14 protein-coding genes and 1 pseudogene are annotated in these 18,270 nt (G+C 68.3%); 9 read left to right on the forward strand and 6 right to left on the reverse strand.

The genetic code is table 11. The features are described from left to right. The first annotated feature begins 33 nt into the window (after positions 1–33). A complete protein-coding gene (gene lon / locus FHR38_RS15040; protein ID WP_184535263.1) occupies positions 34–2,376 on the forward strand; it encodes an endopeptidase La in 2,343 nt (780 codons plus the stop codon). Positions 2,377–2,503: 127 nt separating this feature from the next. Here the strand turns inward: lon and FHR38_RS15045 are convergent, their stop codons facing one another. The 3 genes from FHR38_RS15045 to FHR38_RS15055 form a co-directional block, all read right to left on the reverse strand. Beyond that, positions 2,504–4,777: an ATP-binding cassette domain-containing protein gene (locus tag FHR38_RS15045; RefSeq protein WP_184535264.1), complete on the reverse strand. Its 2,274-nt coding sequence runs from the start codon at positions 4,775–4,777 to the stop codon at positions 2,504–2,506. A gap of 69 nt (positions 4,778–4,846) precedes the next feature. Then, positions 4,847–5,674 (reverse strand): ABC transporter permease, encoded by an 828-nt coding sequence (locus FHR38_RS15050; protein WP_184535265.1) that lies wholly within the window; start codon positions 5,672–5,674, stop codon positions 4,847–4,849. Next, positions 5,671–6,657: an ATP-binding cassette domain-containing protein gene (locus FHR38_RS15055; RefSeq protein ID WP_184535266.1), complete on the reverse strand. Its 987-nt coding sequence runs from the start codon at positions 6,655–6,657 to the stop codon at positions 5,671–5,673. The genes FHR38_RS15050 and FHR38_RS15055 overlap by 4 nt, the downstream gene beginning before the upstream one ends. 81 nt (positions 6,658–6,738) lie before the next feature. On the opposite strand from FHR38_RS15055, the gene FHR38_RS15060 reads away from it, so the two are divergent. Next, positions 6,739–7,512, forward strand: coding sequence for a TetR/AcrR family transcriptional regulator (locus FHR38_RS15060; RefSeq protein ID WP_221449031.1), 774 nt, complete (start codon positions 6,739–6,741; stop codon positions 7,510–7,512). Between the two features lie 13 nt (positions 7,513–7,525). On the opposite strand, the gene FHR38_RS15065 is transcribed toward FHR38_RS15060, so the two are convergent. Further along, positions 7,526–9,049 carry a helix-turn-helix domain-containing protein gene (locus tag FHR38_RS15065; RefSeq protein WP_184535268.1) on the reverse strand — a complete coding sequence of 508 codons (1,524 nt, stop codon included), beginning with the start codon at positions 9,047–9,049 and terminating at the stop codon, positions 7,526–7,528. A 76-nt stretch (positions 9,050–9,125) separates the two neighbouring features. Further along, on the reverse strand, positions 9,126–10,556 hold the full coding sequence (locus tag FHR38_RS15070; protein WP_184535269.1) for a helix-turn-helix domain-containing protein: 1,431 nt from the start codon (positions 10,554–10,556) through the stop codon (positions 9,126–9,128). 233 nt (positions 10,557–10,789) lie between these two features. Here FHR38_RS15070 and FHR38_RS15075 point away from each other — a divergent pair, with 233 nt between their 5' ends. The 3 genes from FHR38_RS15075 to FHR38_RS15085 all read left to right on the forward strand — a co-directional run bounded on the left by FHR38_RS15075 (position 10,790) and on the right by FHR38_RS15085 (position 14,086). After that, the gene (locus FHR38_RS15075; protein WP_184535270.1) at positions 10,790–12,139 is read left to right on the forward strand and encodes an alpha-lytic protease prodomain-containing protein; all 1,350 of its coding nucleotides are present in this window, start codon (positions 10,790–10,792) and stop codon (positions 12,137–12,139) included. A gap of 154 nt (positions 12,140–12,293) precedes the next feature. After that, positions 12,294–12,542: a hypothetical protein gene (locus FHR38_RS15080; RefSeq protein ID WP_184535271.1), complete on the forward strand. Its 249-nt coding sequence runs from the start codon at positions 12,294–12,296 to the stop codon at positions 12,540–12,542. A 338-nt stretch (positions 12,543–12,880) separates the two neighbouring features. Continuing rightward, entirely contained in the window at positions 12,881–14,086 is a 1,206-nt protein-coding gene (locus FHR38_RS15085; RefSeq protein ID WP_221449032.1) for a helix-turn-helix domain-containing protein, read from the forward strand. A 78-nt stretch (positions 14,087–14,164) separates the two neighbouring features. On the opposite strand, the gene FHR38_RS15090 is transcribed toward FHR38_RS15085, so the two are convergent. Then, complete coding sequence (locus tag FHR38_RS15090; RefSeq protein ID WP_184535273.1) at positions 14,165–14,785, reverse strand: N-acetyltransferase; 621 nt, start codon at positions 14,783–14,785, stop codon at positions 14,165–14,167. A gap of 292 nt (positions 14,786–15,077) precedes the next feature. Between FHR38_RS15090 and FHR38_RS15095 the strand changes: the two genes are divergently transcribed. From FHR38_RS15095 to FHR38_RS33765, 4 genes and pseudogenes are all read left to right on the forward strand, one after another. Next, positions 15,078–15,848 (forward strand): DUF5753 domain-containing protein, encoded by a 771-nt coding sequence (locus FHR38_RS15095; RefSeq protein WP_184535274.1) that lies wholly within the window; start codon positions 15,078–15,080, stop codon positions 15,846–15,848. Next, positions 15,836–16,042, forward strand: coding sequence for a DUF397 domain-containing protein (locus tag FHR38_RS15100; RefSeq protein ID WP_184535275.1), 207 nt, complete (start codon positions 15,836–15,838; stop codon positions 16,040–16,042). The genes FHR38_RS15095 and FHR38_RS15100 overlap by 13 nt, the downstream gene beginning before the upstream one ends. 679 nt (positions 16,043–16,721) lie before the next feature. After that, complete coding sequence (locus FHR38_RS15105; protein WP_184535276.1) at positions 16,722–17,261, forward strand: fascin domain-containing protein; 540 nt, start codon at positions 16,722–16,724, stop codon at positions 17,259–17,261. Positions 17,262–18,039: 778 nt separating this feature from the next. Then, positions 18,040–18,090 (forward strand): annotated as a pseudogene (locus FHR38_RS33765) (hypothetical protein); the annotation flags it as partial. Positions 18,091–18,270: the final 180 nt, after the last annotated feature.

The following is an 18,270-nucleotide window of genomic DNA, read 5'->3' on the forward strand; positions in this document are numbered from 1 at the left end:
ACACGCTCAACTCGACGTGATAGCAGGTGTTCGATGTCCACTCTTCCGGTTCTGCCCCTGGTCGACGAAGTCCTGTTGCCCGGCATGGTCATCCCGGTGACCCTCGACCCGACCACCCAGGCCGCCGTCGACGCCGCCCGCGCGACCGGCGACAAGCAGCTCCTGGCCGTACCCCGGGTCGACGGGGAGTACGGCTCGGTCGGCGTGGTCGCCACCATCGAAAAGGTCGGCCGACTACCCAGCGGTGAGCCCGCCGCCGTGATCCGGGGCCTGTCCCGGGCCCGCATCGGCTCCGGCGTACCCGGGCCCGGTGCCGCGCTCTGGGTGGAGGCCAGCGAACTCGACGAGCCGGCACCCGCCGGCCGGGCCAAGGAACTGGCCCGCGAATACCGCGCCCTGATGACCTCGGTCCTCCAGGAGCGGGGGGCCTGGCAGGTCATCGACGCGATGGAACGGATGACCGACCTCTCCGAGCTGGCCGACTCGGCTGGTTACGCGCCCTGGCTCACCCTGGCCCAGAAGATCGAACTGCTCGGCGCGCCGGACGTCACCGCCCGACTCGAACTGCTGGTCGGCTGGGTCCGCGACCACCTCGCCGAGCAGGAGGTCACCGAGCGGATCAGCACCGACGTCCGGGAGGGGCTGGAGAAGTCCCAACGGGAGTTCCTGCTCCGCCAGCAACTCGCCGCGATCCGCAAGGAGTTGGGCGAGGACGAGCCGGACGGCTCCGCCGACTACCGGGCCCGGGTGGAGGCCGCCGACCTCCCCGAGAAGGTTCGCGAGGCGGCACTGCGCGAGGTCGGCAAGCTGGAACGGGCCAGCGACGCCTCCCCGGAGGCGGGCTGGATCCGTACCTGGTTGGACACGGTGCTGGAGATGCCGTGGTCGACGCGTACCGAGGACAACACCGACCTGGCGCAGGCGCGGGCGGTGCTCGACGCCGACCACGCCGGCCTGGCCGACGTGAAGGACCGCATCCTGGAATACCTGGCGGTGCGCAACCGGCGGGCGGCGCGCAACCTGAGCGTCGTCGGCGGGCGCGGCTCCGGTGCGGTGCTCGCCCTGGGTGGCCCGCCCGGCGTCGGCAAGACCAGCCTCGGCGAGTCGGTTGCCCGTGCGCTCGGCCGCAAGTTCGTCCGGGTGTCGCTCGGCGGCATCCGTGACGAGGCCGAGATCCGCGGCCACCGCCGGACGTACGTCGGTGCGCTGCCCGGCCGGATCGTCCGGGCGCTGCGCGAGGCCGGGTCGATGAACCCGGTGGTGCTGCTGGACGAGGTCGACAAGATCTCGGCCGGCTACGCCGGTGACCCGGCCGCCGCCCTGCTGGAAGTCCTCGACCCGGCGCAGAACCACACCTTCCGGGACCACTACCTGGAGGTCGACCTCGACCTGTCGGACGTGCTGTTCCTGGCCACCGCCAACGTGGTCGACGCGATCCCCGGCCCGCTGCTGGACCGGATGGAACTGGTCACGCTCGACGGCTACACCGAGGACGAGAAGGTCGCCATCGCCCGTGACCACCTGCTGCCCCGACAGGTCGAGCGGGCCGGTCTGACCGCCGACGAGGTGGGCATCGCCGACGAGGCGTTGGCCCGGATCGCCGCCGAACACACCCGGGAGGCCGGGGTACGCCAGCTCGAACGCGCCCTGGCCCGGATCCTGCGCAAGGTCGCGGTCGGGTTGGCCACCTCCGACGAGCCGGTACGCGTCGACGTGGACGACCTGACCGGCTACCTCGGTCGGCCCAGGTTCACGCCCGAATCGGCCGAGCGGACCGCCGTACCCGGGGTGGCGACCGGGCTGGCGGTCACCGGTGCCGGTGGCGACGTGCTCTTCATCGAGGCGACCAGCATGGAGGGTGAGCCGGGGCTGACCCTGACCGGTCAGCTCGGCGACGTCATGAAGGAGTCGGCGCAGATCGCGCTCTCCTACCTGCGCTCGAATGGTCGCAAGCTGGGGCTGGACCCGAACGCGCTGGCCGGACGCCGCATCCACCTGCACGTGCCGGCGGGTGCGGTCCCGAAGGACGGCCCGAGTGCGGGCATCACCATGGTCACCGCGCTCGCCTCGCTGGCCTCCGGCCGGGCGGTACGCCCCGAGTTCGGCATGACCGGCGAGGTGACCCTGGCCGGTCGGGTGCTGCCGATCGGTGGGGTGAAGCAGAAGCTGCTCGCCGCACACCGGGCCGGGCTGACCGAGGTCATCATCCCGGCGCGCAACGAGCCGGACCTGGACGACCTGCCGACCGAGGTACGCGAGGCGTTGACCATCCACACCCTGGCCGATGTGGCCGACGTACTGGCCCTGGCCCTACGCCCCGTCGAGGATCTCGGCGTGGCTGACCCGGCCGACGCCCCCACCCTCACGGCCGCCTGAGGCGCAAGGCTGAGGTGTAAGGCTGAGGTGTTAGGAAGGGCCCCTTCTTATCGTTTTTTGTGCAGAGGAAGGGGCCCTTCCTAACACCAAACCCGCCCGGCGCTCGATCAGGCGAACAGCTCGTCGATCAGGCGAGGTGTTCCAGGTCGCGGCGCAGGAACTCAGCGGTGTACGAGCCGGAAACGGTCAACAGGTCGCGGGGAGTGCCCTGAAAGACGATGTTGCCGCCCTGACTGCCACCCTCCGGGCCGAGATCGATGATCCAGTCGGCGTTCTTGATGACGTCGAGGTTGTGTTCGATGAGGACGACGGAGTTGCCCTGGTCCACCAGCCGCTCGATGATGTCGAGCAGGTGGCTGATGTCCGACATGTGCAGCCCGGTGGTGGGTTCGTCCATGACGTACACGCTGCCGGCCTTGTGCAGCTCGGTGGCGAGTTTGACCCGCTGGCACTCGCCGCCGGAGAGGGTGCTCAGCGGCTGGCCGAGCTTGAGATAGCCCAGCCCCACGTCGTTGACCGCCCGGAGTACGTCCCGCAGCTTCTTTTCGGTGAAGAACTCCACCGCCTCGGCGGCTGGCAGGTCCAGCACCTCACTGATCGACTTGCCCCGGAGTTTGTGTTCCAGCACCTCCGGCTTGAACCGCTGCCCCTGGCACACCTCACAGGGGGACTTGATCCCCTCCATGAAGGCCAGGTCGGTGTAGATGATGCCGAGCCCCTGGCAGTTGGGGCAGGCCCCGGTGGAGTTGAAGCTGAACAGCCCGGCGTTGACCCCGTTGGCCTTGGCGAAGAGCCGGCGGATGCCGTCCATCATCCCGGTGTAGGTGGCGGTGTTGGACCGGGTCGAGGTGCTCACCGACGACTGGTCGATGACGATCGCGTCCGGGTGCTGGCCGAGGAACACGTCGTTGATCAGGGTGCTCTTGCCCGAGCCGGCCACCCCGGTCACCACGGTCAGTACGCCGGTCGGGATGTCCACCGTGACGTTCTTCAGGTTGTGCAGGTTGGCGTCGACAATCGGTATTGCGCCGGTGGGCGTACGGAACTCGCTCTTCAGGGGCAGTTTGTGCCCGAGGTGACGGCCGGTCAGGGTCTCCGCGTCACCGAGCTGCTTCACGTCTCCCTCGTAGACCACCTGCCCGCCATACACTCCGGCCCGGGGGCCGATGTCGACCACGTGGTCGGCGATCTCGATGACGTCCCGGTCGTGTTCGACCACCAGTACGGTGTTGCCCTTGTCCCGCAGCTTGACCAGCAGTTCGTTGAGCCGGTGTACGTCTCGGGCGTGCAGCCCGACGCTCGGCTCGTCGAAGACGTACATCATGTCGATGAGGCTGCTGCTCAGGTGCCGGACCATCTTGACCCGCTGCGACTCACCGCCGGAGAGCGTCGTGGTCTCCCGGTTGAGGCTGAGGTAGCCGAGGCCGATGGTGACCAGGTTCTGTAGCCGGTCCCGCAGGCTCTCCAGGACCGGGGCGACGGTCGGTGCCTCGATTCCGGCCAGCACCTCGACCAGCTTCGACACCTCCAGTGCGGAGAGCTGAGCGATGTCGTACCCGTTGATCTTGCAGCTCAGGATGGTCGGGTTGAGCCGGGCGCCCTGGCATACCGGGCAGGTGGTGGCGGAGACGAAGCGCTGGAAGACCTCCCGGTTACGGTCGGACATCTCGTTGATGTCCTTCTTGAGGTAGAGCCGGGTGAACCGGTCCGCCAGTCCTTCGTACTTGGACGGGATCTGGCCGCCCTGCCACTCCAGGGCCACCTTGATGCCGCCACCGTCGCCGTGCAGCAGCATCTGCCAGCGGGCCTCGTCATAGTCCGACAGCGGTTGGTCGTTGTCGAAGAGTCCCGAGTTGGCGTAGATCTTCCAGTACCAGGTGCCGACGGCGAAGTCCGGGTGCTGGATCGCACCCTCGTTCAACGACTTCGATCGGTCGAGGAACCTGTCCAGGTCGAGGGTGACGGTACGGCCGATCCCGTCGCACTCCGGGCACATGCCCTGCGGGTCGTTGAAGGAGAAGACGTTGGAATAGCCGACGTACGGCTCACCGATGCGGGAGAAGAGCAGCCGCAGCAGCGGTGAGATGTCGGTGATCGTGCCCACCGTCGAACGCGAGTTCCCGCCGATCCGCTTCTGGTCGACGATGACCGCGGCGGAGAGGTTGTCGATCGAGTCGACGTCGGGCTGCCCGTACCGGGGAAGGCGGCTGCGGGCGAAGGCGGTGAACGTCTCGTTGAGCTGCCGCTGTGCCTCGGCAGCGATGGTGTCGAAGACCAGCGACGACTTGCCGGAGCCGGAGACCCCGGTGAAGACGGTGATCTGCCGTTTCGGGATGCGTAGCGAGACGTCCTTCAGGTTGTTCTCGCGGGCACCGATGATTTCGATGTGGTCGGTCGGCAATAGCGCTCCTCGATTCGAATGGCGGCTGAGATTTCAATGGACGGGCCGGTCAGCGGCTGGTTGGGCCGGTCAGCGACTGAGCCGGCGGTAGCGGCGTACGGAGAGCGGGAAGAAGATGGCGGTGAGCAGCGTCGGCCACACCACGGCCATCAGGACCGCGTGCTGGGCGATCCAGGAATCGCCTTCCCAGCCGGGGTTGCCGAAAAGCTCCCGGGCTGCGGAAATGGTGGCGGACAGCGGGTTCCACTCGGTGACGAGGGCCAACCATCCGGGCATGGTCTCGGGTGCCACGAAGGCGTTGGACAGGAAGCCAAGCGGCCAAACCAGGAACTGTAACACCGCTACGGCCTCGGGATTGCGGATGACCAGCCCCAGATAGATGCCGATCCAGAGCAGGGCGACTCGAAGTAGTAACACCAGGCCGAGGGCGAGCAGGGCCCGGCCGATGCCGTCCCGCCAGTGCCAACCCACCGCCAGGCCACACAGGAGCATGACTGCCAATCCGACGAGGGAGTTGAGCATGTCGGCGGCGGTGCGGCCCGCGACGACGGCCGACCCGGCCATGGGCATGGAGCGGAATCGGTCGGTGATCCCTCGGGAGGCGTCGGTGGCGATCCCGGCGAAGGTGGTCTCGATGCCGAAGACCATGGTCATCGCGAACATGCCGGGCATCAGGAATTCGCGATACCCGCCGCCACCCGGCACGGTCATTCCGCCCCCGAAGAGGTAGGCGAACATCAGGAGCACCATGACCGGAAACGCCCATCCGACGGCGATCTGGAGGGGATGGTTGGCCCAGTGCGCCAGCTCGCGGCGGGTGATGGTCCAGGTGTCGACGATCGCCCAGCGCAGTCGGTCGAGAGGCGCTTGGGATCCTCCGGAAACCAGTACGGTCATGCCGTCACCTTCTGTCCGCTCGTCGCCTCGGCGACCCTGGTGGGTTCACCGGTGAGGTGCAGGAACACCTCGTCGAGGGTCGGGCGGCGCAGCGCGATGTCCTCGACGGTGATCTCCTGGGCATCTAGCTGCCGGACCAGTTCGATCAGCGTGCCGACCCGGTCGCGTGCGGGCACGCTGATGCGGCGGGTGTCGGGATCGACCTCCGGCTCCCTGTCCGCGATCCTGCCGATCAGTGCGGCAGCGGCGGGTAGGTCGATGGCCCGGCGCAGGACGACGTCGATCCGATCTCCGCCGAGTCTTGACTTGAGTTGGTCGGGGCTTCCGGCGGCCACCACCTGCCCGTGGTCGATCACCGAGATCTCGTCGGCCAACTGGTCGGCTTCGTCCAGGTACTGCGTGGTGAGCAGTACGGTCGTGCCCGCCTTCACCAGGGTGCGGACCGCGTCCCACACCTCGGTCCGGCTGCGCGGGTCGAGGCCGGTGGTCGGCTCGTCGAGAAAGAGGACCGACGGTGCCAGGATCAGGCTGGCAGCAAGGTCGAGCCGGCGGCGCATGCCGCCGGAGTAACGTCCGACCGGTTTTCGTCCCGTGTCAGCCAGTCCGAACCGGCTCAGCAGCTCGTCGGCGCGCTGGCGCGAGGCTCGGGCACCGAGGTGGTAGAGCCGGCCGAACAGTTCCAGGTTCTGCCGTCCGCTGAGGCTCTCGTCGACCGCCGCGTGTTGGCCCACCAGCCCGATGCGTTGACGTACCTGGTTGGCCTGATCGACCACGTCGAAGCCGGCGACGCGGGCCCGGCCGCCGTCGGGACGCAGCAGGGTCGTGAGGATTCGTACGGCAGTGGTCTTGCCGGCTCCGTTCGGTCCGAGTAGCCCGTGCACCGAGCCGGTGGGCACGGTCAGGTTGAAGCCGTCGAGGGCGGGTGCTTCGCCGAAACGTTTCCGTAGCTCCTCGGCGACGACGGCCTGGTCGATCGAACTCATCAGACCCCCTATATTATACGACGTATAGAGTTAAGGGGTTGAAGAGTAGCATACGATGTACGGAGTTTCGTTGCGAGGAGAATGGTCGAGGTGACGACGGAACATACCGGGGGCGGCGACCCGAAACGCAGCATCGAACTGCTCTGGGGGCTCCAGGATCGCCCCCGCCGAGGCCCCAAACCACGCTTCACCGTGGCACAGATCGCCCAGGCCGCGATCGACCTCGCCGACCGGGAAGGGCTCACGGCGCTGTCCATGCGCCGCGTCGCCGACCAGCTCGGCGTCACCGCCATGTCCCTCTACACGTACGTGCCGAGCAAGGCGGAACTGCTCGACCTGATGCTCGACACCGCCTATCGGGAGATGGTCCGCACCGAGCCGGCCGACGATTCGTGGCGGGCACGACTGACCGCCATCGCCGATGACAACCGGATCCTCTACGAACGCCACCCATGGCTCGCCGACATCTCCACCGGCCGCCCACCGCTCGGCCCTGGTGTCATGGCCAAGTACGAGCACGAACTCCGGGCACTGGACGGGCTGGGCCTGGACGACGTGGAGATGGACGCCGCGTTGACCTTCCTGCTCGGCTTCGTACAGACCTGTGCCCGCGCGGCGGCCGATGCCCGAGCCGCCGAGCACGAACGCGCGATGAGCGACCAGCAGTGGTGGGAGTCGAACGCGCCACTGCTGGAGAAGGTCTTCGACACCACGAAATACCCGACCGCCGCGCGGGTCGGTGCCGCCGCAGGCGAAGCGCATGGTGCGGCATACAGCCCGACCCACGCGTACGACTTCGGCCTCGATCGAATCCTGGACAGTCTGGCGGTCCTGATCGAGGCGCGCACCGGCTGACGGCCGACGTGTCTCAGCCGTACCCGTTGCGGTCGGTGAGTTGCTCGATGCCGGTGAGGCCGTCGTGCAGCACCCGTGCGGCCGCCGTCGCGTCACCACCGGCGCTGAACAGGTCGGCGAGGGCGACCGTGGCCTGGGCCAGTTCCCGCCGGGGCCCGATCCGGCGGTACAGCTCGATGGCGGTACGCAGGCAGCGCTCGGCCCCCGCCTGGTCGCCGTCGTCGGTGGCCAGCAACGCCAGCACCCGGTACGCGCGGGCGGCCCGGAGCGGGTGGGGCGGCGTCGGGTCGGGGGCCGCCGTGCGGCCACCGGCCAGCGGTACGGGGTTCACCGCGTCGATCGTCGTCGGGTCGGTGGCGGCCAGGGCCGCGTCGAGCAGCGCCCGGGCCTGCGCCGGCCGTCCCAGCGCACGGTGCACCTGGGCGAGGTCGACTCCGGTATCCAGAGCGGCGTCGAGCTGTCCGGTGGCGGTGTAGTCCCGATGCGCGGCGAGCAGGTCGGCGGCGGCCCCGGCGACGTCGGCGTCGACCAGCCGGGCCCGTCCTCGGATGTGGTGACAGCGGGCCAGCTCGGGGCGGAGCATCGCCTGGGCACGGGCTCGTCGGGCCTGGTCGAGGGCGGTGGCGGCGCACTCGGACCGGCCGGCGGCGAGCAGCGTCCGGGCCACCGTGAGGTGCAGGTCGGCTGCCGTGTCGGGATCGGGCGGCCCGGCCAGGGCCAACGCCGCCTCGGCCGCCTCGATGGCGGCCTCCTCGTCCCCCCGGTCGGCCTGGCAGGCGGCGAGCTGGGCGTGCAGGGCAAGCAGCGCGGCGGGATCCGGGTAGCCGGTCCGGTGCAGCTCGTCCCGTTGCGTACTCAGCAGGTAGGCACCGTAGCCGGCGGCTCCCCGCAGCCGGGCGCAGGCGGCCTGCTCGGCGACCGCCTCCGCGCGTAGTCGCGGGTCACCATCGGCGAGTAGCCGCCAGGCCGCGTCGAAATACCCGCTGGCTCTTTCCACCTGCTCGTCGGCTGTCGAGGCTGGCTCGGTGTTCTGGCTGGTTCTGCTGGCCAGGGCCAGGGCCAGGGCCAGGGTCAGAGCCAGCCGACCGAGGCCCAGTTGGCAGCGGGCGGCCCGGAGCGGATCGTCGGTGGCGGCCTCGGCCACCCGCTGATACGCGGCCACCACCCGCCGGTATTCGGTGGCCATCTGCTGGTGTTCGGTTGCCGCCTGCTGGTGTTCGGCTGGCGCGCGGTCTGGGTCGATGCCGGCGCGGGGCTCGGCGAGAGTGCTGGCAAGGGTGAGGGCGAGGGCGTCGGCCTCGGCCAGTTCGAGGTCCAGCACGATTGTCGAGGTGGCCGGCTCTCCGGTCGCCAGTTCGACCAGCGGTATGCCCAGCCGCTCGGCGAAGTGACTCAGCGCGTCCGTGGACGGAATCCGTCGGCCCCGTTCCACGGAGGAGATGTAGGCGGCGGTGTAGCGGGGTTCCGCCAGGGCCCGTTGGGTGAGCCCGCGTGCGGTGCGTAGCGCGAGGATGCGCTGCCCGACCTCGGATTCCATCCCGCCTCCCAGCTTTCCTGATCCCGTTCGACACCCCGACCGGTACGCCCCGACGCCGCCCGTCGGGACAGGCCGGTCAGGGCAACCGCTCGGCCATGAGCAGCCCTCGTCGGAACACCGCCATCGCCTCGTCGGTGCGGTTGGCGGCGAGCAGCAACTCGCCCAACTCGCGGCAGGTGACCATCAACTCGGCCGTCATGCCGGCCCGGTCGTACCGATTCGCGGCCCGGCGGAACAGTCGCTCGCCGTCCGTCGTGTCGCCCCGGGCGGCAGCGAGCCGACCCAGTAGCCGGTCGGCCTCGGCCATTCCCTCCACGTGGTGTGAGGACCGGCAGATCCGGGCCGCCTCGCTGGCCAACTCCGCCGCCTCGGTCTGCGCGCCGGCCAGTCGTCGGGCCTCGGCCATCTCCAGCGTCGCACCCGCGTAGTCCTGGATCGCGCCGACCTCGCGCAGCAGCGTACGGGCCCGTTCGAACTCGACGGCGGCGTCGACCGGCCGTCCCACCCGGCGCAGGACGAAGCCCCGCGCCCAGTGGCAGATCCCGATCTGCCGGGTGAGGCCGAGTTCGGTGTAGAGCCGCGCGGCCCGGTCGAGCATCTGTTCACTGTGGACCAGCTCGCTGCCGACCTGCCGCAGCTGCGCGGCGGTGGAGTAGAACCGGGCGACCCACTCCGGGTTGCAGACGCGGGGCAGCAGCGGCAGCGCCTCCCGTTCGAGCTGGCGGGCCCGGTTGCGCCAGTCCAGCTCCAGGAAGACGTACATCAGCATGGTGAGCAGGCGTACCTCGGCGTCCGGGTCGGTGACGGGCTCGGCGCGTACCGCTCGAAGCTCGTCCTCCAGGAGGGCGACCGCGGGCATCGATTCGCCGCTGTAGAACCGGCAGTACGCCTGCCGGGACACCAGGGCGGCGCGAAGTTCGGGCCGCCCTGGTGGGAGCAGCTCCAGTGCCCGGTCGAACTCGGCGACGGCGGTGGCGGTCTCGCCCCGGTGCAGGGCGACCTCGCCCGACAGGTATACCGCCCGGCACCGTAGCTCCGGTAGGGCGTACCGGTCAGCCAGCTCGTACGCTTCCGTCGCCGCCTGGGCCGCCGCGTCCACCGCGCCCTGGAAGAGGCGCCGACGACCGTCGACGAGGGCGGTGGTCAGGGTCTCGGCGATGCCGGGCGGTCGGCCGTACCGCAGGTCGTCCGGGTCGACGTCGAGCCGTTCGGCGATGTGCCGCAACGCCTGCTCGGTGGGGATGCGGATGCCGGACTCGATTGCGGCGAGGAACGCCCGGGTGTAGCGGGGTTCGGCGAGCTGCCGCTGGGTCAGCCCTCGGTCGTGCCGCAGGGCCCGGATGCGATCACCGAGCGCGTCTGGCGGGACGCTCCGATCCGGGGCGGCATTGGTTGCGCTGCCCGGCTCAGCGGCATTGGTTGCGCTGCCCGGCTCGGTTGCGGCGGTCGCGTCGCCCGGCTCGGTCGCGGTGGGCACGCCGGTCGCGGCTGTCAGGTCAGCCGTCACTCGATCTCCTCGCATGTGGTGGGTCTCAGCCTAGCCGGCACCGGCCGGACTGGCGGTCCGCCGAGTACGGCCACCGAGATGGCCTGTAATCGAAAGTTTTCTTTATTGACACCCGTCGTGGCGGCGTCCTACGGTGCAGGGCAACAACATTGCTAACTGTTGTTACATCTGTTGTTGCCACTATCCCCTCCTGTCTTCGGCCTGCTCACACCCCCGAACCGGAAGGAATCCCGATGTCCAGAAAACCCACGATGCTGACGGTGAGTGTCCTCACCGCAGTGGGGATGGCCGCCGCCGTCGCGCTCGCCGGTAACGCCCTCGCCGGTACCGCAGGGAACGGCGCGACCCCGGCGGCCGGTGCCGGTGCACCGGCCGGTATGGAGCCCGCCGCGTTCGCCGCGATGCAGCGCGACCTGAAGTTGACCCCCGCCCAGGCCCGGGACCGGCTGGCCAAGGAGGACCGTGCGGCCCGAGCCCAGCAGGTGCTCCGGCAGACGCTCGGTGCCGGCTACGCGGGCACCTGGCTCTCCGCCGACGCCAGCACCATCACCGTGGCCGTCACCGACCGCGCCCACGAAACGGCGGTACGCGCCATCGGCGCGACCCCGAAGCTCGTCACCCGCAGCGAGGCCCAGCTCGACGCCCTCGTCGGCCGCCTCGACGCGTACTCGGCATCGGTGCCCAAGACGGTCAAGGGCTGGTACGCCGACGTCACCAGCAACGCGGTGGTGGTGCTCAGCGCCACCGGTGTCGACCCAGCCGCCGCCGCGTTCGTCAAGGCCAGCGGGGTGGACCCCGGCGCGGTACGGGTGGAGACCACCACCGAGAACCCGCGTACCTACATCGACGTGATCGGCGGCAACGCCTACTACATGAGCGGCGGCGGACGCTGCTCGGTCGGCTTCTCGGTCAACGGCGGATTCGTCACTGCCGGCCACTGTGGCCGGACCGGCTCCCGGACCACCCAGCCCAGCGGCACGTTCCGGGGCTCCAGCTTCCCCGGCAACGACTACGCCTGGGTGCAGGTCGACGCGGGCAACACCCCGCGCGGCCTGGTGAACAACTACGCCGGCGGTACGGTCGCGGTGGCCGGCTCGCAGGAGGCGGCGATCGGTGCCTCGGTCTGCCGTTCCGGCTCGACCACCGGATGGCGTTGTGGTGTCATCCAGCAGAAGAACGCGTCGGTGACCTACCAGGAGGGCACCGTCACCGGTCTGGTGCGCAGCAACGCCTGCGCCGAGCCGGGTGACTCGGGCGGCTCGTGGCTGGCCGGCAACCAGGCGCAGGGCGTCACCTCCGGTGGCTCCGGCACCTGCTCCTCAGGCAACTCCGTCATGTACTACCAGCCGGTCAACGAGATCCTCCAGGCCTACAGCCTGACCCTGATCACCTCGGGTGGGCCGAGCCCCACCCCGACCAGCTCGCAGACCTCGAACCCGGGCGGTACGTGGGCACCGGGCGTGACGTACCAGCCGGGCGCGACCGTCACCTACGGCAGCCAGACGTACCGGTGCCTCCAGGGGCACACCTCGATGGCCGGTTGGGAGCCGCCGGTCGTACCGGCGCTCTGGCAGGCGATCTGACCACGTACCCGATCGCCGGCTGAGTCCGGTGGCGAAACGACCCGGGTGGCCCGGCTGATCCGATCCCCTCCGGTCGGGCCGCTCGCATCACCGCTCGGCACCACCAATGGTGCCGGGCGGTGATGGCCCATTCGAGCAGCGGTTTCCTGCGGCGATGCCCAGGCTCTCCTGCGTTGCTGGTCAGGCCGGTGTCGCCGGCTGGGCGGCGTTCCGTGTTGCCGGCTGGGCGGCGTCCCGTGTTGCCGGCCGGGTCACGGTCGCCCACGGCGATGCCGGGGGCGAGGCCGACCGTCCGGCCGCCGCCGCCGCACAGCCGACCATCCCGCTCGATACGGTGAGCTGGACTGATTCACGCGGATCGGCCGGCAGCGCAGCCACAGCACGGGTGCCGCCACAGCGGTGAGCGCCAGCAGTATGAGGCGGGGTTCGCAAAACTTGCCCCGATCGGGCATCCTGTCACTGTCCTCTCACAAAGAGTGATCATGGACGGGCCCCTCGCATCGAACTGAGTTCCAGGTCAGTCGGACGACGCGAAGGACCCTGACCCGCCCGCCGCTTGCGACGGGATGGCTGAAGGAACCTTCGCCGATTACGGATATGTCGGGGAAGGCCCAGACGCACTGTCCCGACAAACACCGTTGTTGTCGGGTCCAATGACCAAGGACAACCAGCATGCCCACGGGCCCAGACCCGACACCAAAGCCACGAAAGCCCCGGCCACGTACGCTTGACGACGACACCGTGCGCAAGCGCTGCGCTACCCCGGAGGCTGCCGCCTACACCCTGTACGTCCGTCAGCTCATCGAGGAGCACTACCAGCTCGATGGTCAGGCCACGATTCTGCGCGTGGCGGAGGACCGAGGAGTCCTGGTCGTCGGCTTCGACCGGCGGTCACTGTCCGAGCAGATCAGCGGCAAGTACAAACGCGGGCCGAACTGGCCCACCACCGAGATGGTTATTCGGGCACTGCCGAAGGGATGTCACACCGAGGCTCTCCTGGCGCATGCGGCCGCGCTCTACCGGCGGGCACGCAAGGAAGCCCCACCCGGCTACAAGGGAGAAATCAGTCGCCTCGACGACGATCCGGTGCTGCCCGAGGTGCCGGAGAGCGGACCACCGACTGTCGAACAGCTCCAAGCCAAGATTGCCCGGATGCGACGCCGACACCATGAGGAGACCACGGGGCAGTTGGAGTCAATCCGCATGGCGCAGCGGCAGCGACGAGATGCCGACCTGCGGGCAGACCAGCTCGAAACGGAGCTTCTGAGAGTGCGGGAGCTGTATCTCGGCGCGCGTACCGAGGCGGCCCAGTTGGCGACCCTGCGCGAGGAGTGCGCCCGGTTGTCGGTCGAGCAGGAACTGCTGGCTACGCCCCAACTGCGGTCGCGGCGCATTCTCGAACTGCCTGAGTTGTCCCACGCTCAGCAACGAGTACGAGTGGGCCATCTCGCCCATGCGATCGATCCGATCGCGCCGCGCTGGCGGCGGGCGTTGGCCAGGTATCTCTGCACCTACGCGGAGATGCTGGGAATCACCATGGCCGAGCTGTCGATACGGGCCGGGATCAGCCCGGCCGTCGTACAGGACACCCTGACCGGTCGGCGAGCACCCACCGATGTCGACCTACGTGATATCGGCGAGGTGCTTCAGGTGCACATGGGAACCGCGTTGTACCTCGCGACCGAGGCCCGCAAGCCCGAGCCGTCGACTTCGTTCGAGGAAATCACCTGGGTCCTTCCGGATCTCGCGCAGTTGCCGACCTTGCCACCCGACATCCCGGACGTTGTCGGAGCCGGTTCCGACAATCGTGCATCCGATTCCGACACTGCTCCGACAGCTGGAAACCTCCCCGATCGAGCCGAGCCGGATGGCGCTGACTCCCGGTCCGCCCGCCGATGGCGACGACCGACCTCGTGGCGGTTCTGGTCACGGCGGGGCCGCCGCTGAAGGGTTGGGTGTGCGCCGGCCCCGCCGATTCCGGGTGCCCGTCGGGTTGCGTTGCCGCGCAGGTCGACGGGTGGCTGGTCAGTTGTCGGTCTGGGGTGTGCGGCCGGGTCGCCACATGGGGTGGATGGTGTGGTGGCGGGTCAGGTGCAACGGTGGCCGTGCCTGGTAGCCGTGGCGGGCCAGCAGGTCGCGATGCACGTCGCTGAAGGCTTCGGTGTAGGCGGCGGTGCCGTAGCGGTCGAGGCGGCTGTGATGGTGGTCGAGCAACCTGGCGGCGATGCCGGTGGCACGGTGGTCGGGTGCGATGGCGAGTAGGGCGAGGTGTTCGTGACCTGTCTCGGGACGTTGGCCGTCGAGGAGTCGACCGAGGGTGGTGAACCGTTCGGTGTGCTGGTGGCAGGCGGCGGCGAGGCGGGCCTCGTACGCGGCCGGTGGTGGGATCTGCCGGTAGCGGTGGAACCAGACCCCGGCCCCGATGAGCCCGTCAGCGTTGGCGAGGACGTCGACTTCACCGAAGAAGAGGGCGTGTTCGACCCAGATCCGTACGGCCTCGGTGAGGACGGTGGGGCGTTGCTGCGGGCCGGGGACGAGCCATTCGGCCAGGGGCAGATCGTGGGCGGCGTCGGTGACGAGCGCGGCGACGGTGGCGACCTCGGCGTATCGGGCACGTCGTACGACGGGTGCGTGGGCGGCGACCATCACTGCTCACCATCGCTTTCGCCGTTGGCTGTTGCGGGTGGGTTCTCCTTACGCGGTTCGGGATCCGGCTGCGGTACGGGTTTCGCGGGCGAATTCGGGACCGGCTCGTAGTCACCGCTGTACATGACGCACCACCCTTCGGGAAACGATCAACGAAGCCCTTAGCGATCAATTGGTAACCGACTGTTGCTGCTTTGTGTTTCACGGCGTACAGTGCCCGGCGTAGTGGAGCAGTTACACCGCCCAGATGAATGCTCTGCAAACATCTAAAACGTCCCTTCAGGAGCTGGGTATGAACCATGCGCTGCGGTCGGCGATGATCGAAGCTGGGGAGACCGCTGACTCGCTTGCGGGAAAGGTCGGAGTGGACCCAAAAACCGCTGCACGGTGGGTGACGCAAGACCGGATACCGCATCCTCGGCATCGGACCGCAGCGGCGGCCGTCCTCGGCAAGGACATCGGGGATATTTGGCCGGACGTCTTCAAACGACGGGAAGCCGCATGGTTTCGTCCCTGGGCAGAAATCGAGCGAGAGGCGGTAGCGCTCCGCTGGTACGAGCCGGCCTGGGTGCCAGGGCTGTTCCAGACCGAGGCATACATCAGGGCGACGATTGCTGGCGAAATGCTGAGTGTCGAGGCGGTCGAGCGGTTTGTAGCCTCGCGACTCAAGAGGCAGGCCATCCTCAGGCAGGATCAGCCGCCCCTGCTCATCGCGGTGATCGACGAGTCGGTGATATGGCGGCTCGGCGAGGGTGACCCGATGTTGCGCTCGGCGCAGATCGAGCACCTTGTCGGCCGTGCGGAGCTGCCACATGTCGAACTTCATGTGGTTCCGGCCAGTGCCGGGCTCTATCCCGGGCTTGGTGGACCGTTCATCCTCGCCGAAATGCGGGACGGTGCTCGGGCGGTGTATGCGGACAGCCAGCTCGCAGCGCACATCCTCGATCGAGCGGAAGACGTTGCTACCCTGGCGAGTAGGTGGGAGCGCATTCGGAGCCTTGCGCTTCCCGGTCCTGCGTCACTAGCCCTGATCAAGAAAGTGGCAGCATCATGGATGACCTGACTGGCGCCGTCTGGCGCAAGAGCACCCGCAGCGGTAACAACCAAGGTGCCTGCGTCGAGGTTGCCGACAACCTGCCTGGCGTCGTCCTGGTTCGGGACACCAAAGACCGTGACGGCGGCACGCTGGCCTTCGGACCGGCGGCGTGGGCGGGCTTCGTTTCCTCCGCGAAGTCCGGCGCGTTCGAGCTTCACTAGTTACGACCACGTACGTCGAACCCCGGTTCTCCATGGGAGAGCCGGGGTTCGGCGCATGAACTATCGAGCTGCACCCCGTACGCCTTCCTCGGCGGTCCGATCAGTGCCCCGTCCACAGTTGCTTGAGTTGGAGTTTCAGCAGCTCAGCGTCGTCATACAGGTTGGGTTGTTGTCGAGGATGTGTCTGCCGCGGTCGATGGCATGTGGTTGTCGGGGGGACTAGCTTGTCGCATCGGTGGTGTGTCTCGGCGAGCCCCGGTGGCAGGCCCGTAGTCACCTGCTCGGACTGCCCTTGGCTGCAAGAACGGTGGGACTCTGGCCGAGGCTGCTGGGGGTGAGACCCCGGAAGCCGGCCGGGGCGCAGCGGCAGTATTCCGGCATCGCCGGGCGGACCGAGACCTGCCAGTCGGGGTGTTTCCGGCCTACGCCACCGTCAAGGGCGCGCGTTGGTTGACCGGGGGCCAACTGTTCGGGGCGGTGTGCCGACGGCGGGTTGTCGCGGGTAGGTGGGCGACCGCAGCCCTCGCCGGTCACGATAACCCCGGGATAGTGTTTTTTTCGGTTCTGTAGCATCCGTCCACGATCGTCGTTACGTTCATCCCGCGCCAACCGTCGGGCTTATCTGTCCGCAGTGATTCGACTACCGTGAGGATTCCCAAAAGGAAAGAGAGGGACCTTAATGCCGTTGTCGGTAGCGGATTTCGCGGCGCTTGGGAACACGCCGATCACCATCAAGTCATGGTTCTTTCCGAATGTGTATCTGCGCATGGACGGTGCCGGGGTGACGACCTTCAGTGGGTCTGGTGCCGGGACGGTCAACTGCCAATTCGGGGCAGGGCCCTTGGAGAAGTTCAAGCTTCGCCCGCAGGCGGACGGTTCATTCTCCTTCGAATCGGTGACCTGGCCGAATGTGTATCTGCGTATGGACGGTGCCGAGGTGCCACCCATCCCCGGGGGGCCTGGCGGTGGCACGGTCAACTGCCAATTCGGCGCGGACACCCACGAGAAGTTCAAGCTTCACCAGCAGGCGGACGGCTCGTTTGCCTTCGAGTCGGCGGCGATCTTCCCAAACGTTTATCTGCGCATGGTCGCCCACGATGTGAAGGCTGCCACCAACAATGGTGGTGGGATAGTCAACTGCCAGGTTCACAACGGCAACGGCATCTTCGGGCCCGATAACGCCGGCCACGAGAGATTCATTCTCGACGTGGCCAACTAGCCACCGCCCCGGCGAACAGTGGAACCCTGGTTGGAGAACCCGACTGGGACGTGTCGGGTGTGGTGATTCGCTGATAGGACAGGCACGGCTTTCTGATGCCCATGTGGTGTCGAAGCCGACGATCGTGCTGGAAAGCCGTGCCTGCGCCTGATGCTCCAGTCGTAGCTGTGTCTTCGCTGGTAGTGGGCTTTGTTGGTGTGGTGTTGGTGCCGGCGTCGCCACCGTGGCCATCGATGGGTGCGCCCAAGGGGGTGGTGGTCAGGTGTGCCAGGAGACGGCGGACCTTGCTGCGACAGCCTGCCCGAGTCTGGACCGGCGGGACACCGCTAGCGGCGTGACAGCTAGACCCGAGAATCATATGGCCATCGACTGCGGTGGACGCGACGATTTCGTGGCCTTTCTTCAGCGGTTCGTGGCCACCTGCAAGGGGCACGGAATCACGGGCCGGGGCCTCGGGAGCTGACAGCTCGCGTGTGTTGGTGCTTTCGAGGGCTTGGTGATCAGAACACCATGGCCGTTACCGGGTTGCTGTAAGGCCCATGGCGTTCTGATCACGTTCGTCGTCGCTGTCGACCGAGTGGAGTGTCAGGGGCTCGTGACGGCGGTGGCTCGGCCAGTCGACACGCACCTCAACCGCCTCACCGCACCTCACGCGCCCGTGTGCTGCCGCTGGCGTTGGGCGGTGTAGCCCTTGAGCACGATCGCGTCGGACTTCTGGAACTGCCCGACCAGGATCTGACGCATCGGCCACCGGGTCATCATCCGTATCGCCCGGGCATTGGCCTCCGGCGAGGAGCGACTCTGCGGCGAGATCATGCCGGACGTCCCGAAGTCGAGCATGACCCATCACTGGCGGAGCCTGCGCGAGAGCGGAGTGATCCGCCAGCGCCCGTCCGGCCGCAAGCTCTATCTCATGTTGCGCCGCGACGACCTTGAGGCCCGTTTCCCCGGCCTGCTCGACCTCGTCCTGAACGGTGGACGCCGCCCCGCAGCCAGCTGCCTTGGGCTT

The sequence above is a fragment of the Micromonospora polyrhachis genome, from assembly GCF_014203835.1.
Classification (GTDB): Bacteria; Actinomycetota; Actinomycetes; order Mycobacteriales; family Micromonosporaceae; genus Micromonospora_H; species Micromonospora_H polyrhachis.

Excerpts from the sequence above, each read along its gene's own strand:
- lon (WP_184535263.1), top strand. The coding sequence starts at position 34 with ATGTCCACTCTTCCGGTTCTGCCCCTGGTCGACGAAGTCCTGTTGCCC.
- FHR38_RS15050 (WP_184535265.1), bottom strand. The coding sequence starts at position 5,674 with ATGACCGTACTGGTTTCCGGAGGATCCCAAGCGCCTCTCGACCGACTG.
- FHR38_RS15055 (WP_184535266.1), bottom strand. The coding sequence starts at position 6,657 with ATGAGTTCGATCGACCAGGCCGTCGTCGCCGAGGAGCTACGGAAACGT.
- FHR38_RS15060 (WP_221449031.1), top strand. The coding sequence starts at position 6,739 with ATGGTCGAGGTGACGACGGAACATACCGGGGGCGGCGACCCGAAACGC.
- FHR38_RS15065 (WP_184535268.1), bottom strand. The coding sequence starts at position 9,049 with ATGGAATCCGAGGTCGGGCAGCGCATCCTCGCGCTACGCACCGCACGC.
- FHR38_RS15075 (WP_184535270.1), top strand. The coding sequence starts at position 10,790 with ATGTCCAGAAAACCCACGATGCTGACGGTGAGTGTCCTCACCGCAGTG.
- FHR38_RS15080 (WP_184535271.1), top strand. The coding sequence starts at position 12,294 with ATGCCCAGGCTCTCCTGCGTTGCTGGTCAGGCCGGTGTCGCCGGCTGG.
- FHR38_RS15090 (WP_184535273.1), bottom strand. The coding sequence starts at position 14,785 with ATGGTCGCCGCCCACGCACCCGTCGTACGACGTGCCCGATACGCCGAG.
- FHR38_RS15095 (WP_184535274.1), top strand. The coding sequence starts at position 15,078 with ATGAACCATGCGCTGCGGTCGGCGATGATCGAAGCTGGGGAGACCGCT.
- FHR38_RS15100 (WP_184535275.1), top strand. The coding sequence starts at position 15,836 with ATGGATGACCTGACTGGCGCCGTCTGGCGCAAGAGCACCCGCAGCGGT.
- FHR38_RS15105 (WP_184535276.1), top strand. The coding sequence starts at position 16,722 with ATGCCGTTGTCGGTAGCGGATTTCGCGGCGCTTGGGAACACGCCGATC.